3 protein-coding genes are annotated in these 2,844 nt (G+C 78.4%); all 3 read right to left on the bottom strand.

Translation table 11 applies throughout. The features are described 5' to 3' along the window. Positions 1–188, bottom strand: a 188-nt coding sequence (locus tag GV126_RS35080; protein ID WP_159675432.1) for a glycosyltransferase, incomplete at its 3' end; no start/stop codon positions are given. Further along, positions 185–1,138 (bottom strand): glycosyltransferase, encoded by a 954-nt coding sequence (locus GV126_RS35075; protein ID WP_159675430.1) that lies wholly within the window; start codon positions 1,136–1,138, stop codon positions 185–187. The genes GV126_RS35075 and GV126_RS35080, both read right to left, overlap by 4 nt. Then, entirely contained in the window at positions 1,135–2,130 is a 996-nt protein-coding gene (locus GV126_RS35070) for a glycosyltransferase family 9 protein (RefSeq protein ID WP_159675428.1), read from the bottom strand. Before GV126_RS35070 ends, GV126_RS35075 begins: the two co-directional genes overlap by 4 nt. Positions 2,131–2,844: the final 714 nt, after the last annotated feature.

Below are 2,844 nucleotides of genomic sequence, written 5' to 3'. Positions count from 1 at the left end.
GCGCCGCCGGGCAGCGGCACCCGGTCGGGCAGGTCCGGATCGTCCCGCCGGGTGTAGACGGTCACGTCGTGTCCGCGGCGCGCCAGCTCCTCGGTGAGCCGGGCGACGTAGACGTTCTGGCCGCCGGCGTCGACCCCGCCGAGCGCGGCCAACGGGCTCGCGTGCTCGGACACCATGGCGATCCTCATCGGGTCACCTCCTTCAGCAGCCGCTCCCAGTCGTCCAGGAAGCGGGTCAGCCCGTAGCGGGCGAGCGCGGCGGCGCGTGCTCCCTCGCCGACCGTGCGGGCGTGCAGCGGGTCGGCGACGAAGTCCCGTACGGCGTCGGTCAGGACATCGATGCGGTTGGAGACCACCCCGGCGCCGGGCGGCACCGCCTCGGTGACCTCGGTGGTGGCGAGGGCGACGACGGGCATGCCGAGGTGCATCGCCTCCAGCAGGGACAGGCCGAGGGAGGTCCAGCGCACGGGGTGGACGTACACCCGGCGCCGGGCCATCGCGGCGTGCAGGTCGCGCTGGACCAGGTCGTGGCTGCGGCAGCGCTCGGGCGGCAGGCCGAGGTGGGCGGCCAGGCCGTCGGTCTTCATGCCGAACACGTCCAGGGGGGCGGCCTGCGCGAACGTGGGCAGCAGGTCCGTCCCCGTCGTACGGCCGCGCCGGATCGGCTCGTTGACGACGACGGCGGCGTGCGGCAGCTCGCCGGTCCACAGCGGGCCGGGGTCGACGATGCCGTGCTCGATGACGGCGGTCTCGGCGCCGCCCGCGTCCCACATCAGCCGGTTGAAGTGGGTGACGTGGACCAGCGGGATGTCACCGGGCAGGTCCGCGACCGGGTGCCGGGTGTCGGGCACGTCGCCGTGCGGGGCGTTGTGCTCCAGGTACACCATCGGCGGGGTGCGGCCCAGCCACCGCCGTACGAGGTCGTACTCGTGCGGGCGTTGCAGGACGACGAGGTCGATGCCGGCGTCGCGCAGCTGCTCCGGCGGGAGTTCGATCACCGACTCGGGCCAGTCGAAGGGGCGGGCGCGGCCGAGGCCGTCGGGTCCGCGGGCGGGGGTGACGGGGACGATGTAGGTGTGCGGGCCCTGGACGAACGCGGTCGTCCAGGAGCCGTGCACGTGCCAGATGAGGATCCTCACGTCGTCATCACCTTCTCCACGGCGGCGAGCACGTCGTCCGCGGTCACCGACTCCAGGCAGGGGTGCCCGGGCACCGGGCAGGTCCGGGCGCGGCTGTCGGCGCACGGGGCGTTCTGGTCGCCGAGCAGCACGTAGGGCACCCCGTAGGGGCGCCAGCGTTCGGCGGGCACGACCGGCGCGAACAGGGACACGACCGGGGTGCCCACGGCGGCGGCCAGGTGGGCGGGGCCGGTGTTGCCGGTGACGACCGCCCTCGCCCCGGCCAGCACGCCGGCCAGCTCCGGGGCCGCGGTGCGCCCGCCGAGGTCGAGGCCGTGCTCGCCGGCCACGAGCGCGGTCAGTTCCCGCTCTCCCCCGCCGCCGGTGACCACCACCCGGTGCCCGGCGGCGGCGAGTTCCCGTACGGCCTGCGCGCAGCGCTGCGGGCTCCAGGCGCGGGCGGGCACGCTGGCGCCCGGGTGCAGCACGACGTACGGCTCGGGTCCGGTCAGGTGGGTGGTGTCCGGCGGCGGCAGCACCCGCAGCCTGCCGTCGTCCACGCGCGGGAACCCGGCGGCGCCGGCCAGGTCGAGCGCGGCCCGCGCCTCGTGGGCGTGCGGGGCGCGGCGGTGACGCACGTCGAGCAGGGAGCCGGGGTAGTCCTCGCTGTCCGCGGCGATGTGCCGGACGCCGGCCAGCCGCAGCAGCAGGGCGGTGGGCAGCGGCGACTGGTGGAAGGACGTGAGCACGAGCGCGTGGTCGGCCTCCACGGCGGCGAGGGCGTCGACCAGCTTGTCGATGTCACCGCGGTCCACGGCCGGCGGCTCGAACCCGGCCCAGGGCGCGTCCCACACCAGGATGTCGTCCACGCCGGGCAGCAGCCGCGCCGCGGGCTCGCCGCGCGGCCCGCACAGCAGGGTCACGTGCTCGGCGCGGGCGGCGACGGCCCGCACGGCGGGCCCGGCGAGCAGCACGTCGCCGAAGCTGTCGAGCCGGGGGACGATCGCCTTCATCGCCCCCTCCGTCCGGCATCGGGGACCGCCGGCCGGGTGCCGGAGGGCGGCGTGCGGCGGGTGCCGGCGCCGCCGGGGCGGCCCTGGGCGGCGGGGTCGGTCGGGACGGACGGCGCGCCGGGACCGGCCGGAGCGGTCGCGGCGGCCACGTGGGCCATGCCTGTCCCAGCGGCGGGGTCGGTCGGGACGGAGGTGACGGGCGGCTCGCCCGGACGGGCCGCGCGGGCCGCGCCCGTCGGGGCGTCGGGGCGGCCGGTCGCGTCCGTGGCCGGGCGGGCTGTCGCCTCCGTGGCCGGGCGGAATGCCGCATCCGGGGCCGGGCGGACTGCCGCATCCGTGGCCGGGCGGACTGCCGCATCCGTGGCCGGGCGGGCTGTCGCATCCGTGGCCACGCCACCTGGCGCATCCGTGACGGGGCCGCCCGGCGCGGCCCGACCTGCCGCCGCGTGCGGGGCGGTGGCCGAGGCGGGAGCGGCCTGTCCGGTCGCCGGGTCTGCGGGCCGTCGCCCGTCGGCGCCCGTTCGCCCGGTCCGTGAGCGCTGAGGGTGCGCGTCGGGCTCGGGGCGGGAGTCGTGTGCGGCGCTGCCGCGCGGCCCGGCGCTCGCGTCGGGCGCGTCCCGCTGCGGCGCCGCGGCGGGGCCGGCGCGGGCCCCCCGCGGGGGGGGCGGGGGCGGTCCCCTTCTCCCACCCTCGGCTGCCCGCGCCCCCCCCCCC

Source organism: Streptomyces mexicanus, from assembly GCF_902506575.1.
Taxonomy (GTDB): domain Bacteria; phylum Actinomycetota; class Actinomycetes; order Streptomycetales; family Streptomycetaceae; genus Streptomyces; species Streptomyces mexicanus.
The sequence above is the reverse complement of the archived record's forward strand: the minus strand, read 5'-3'. Positions and strand labels throughout refer to the sequence as shown.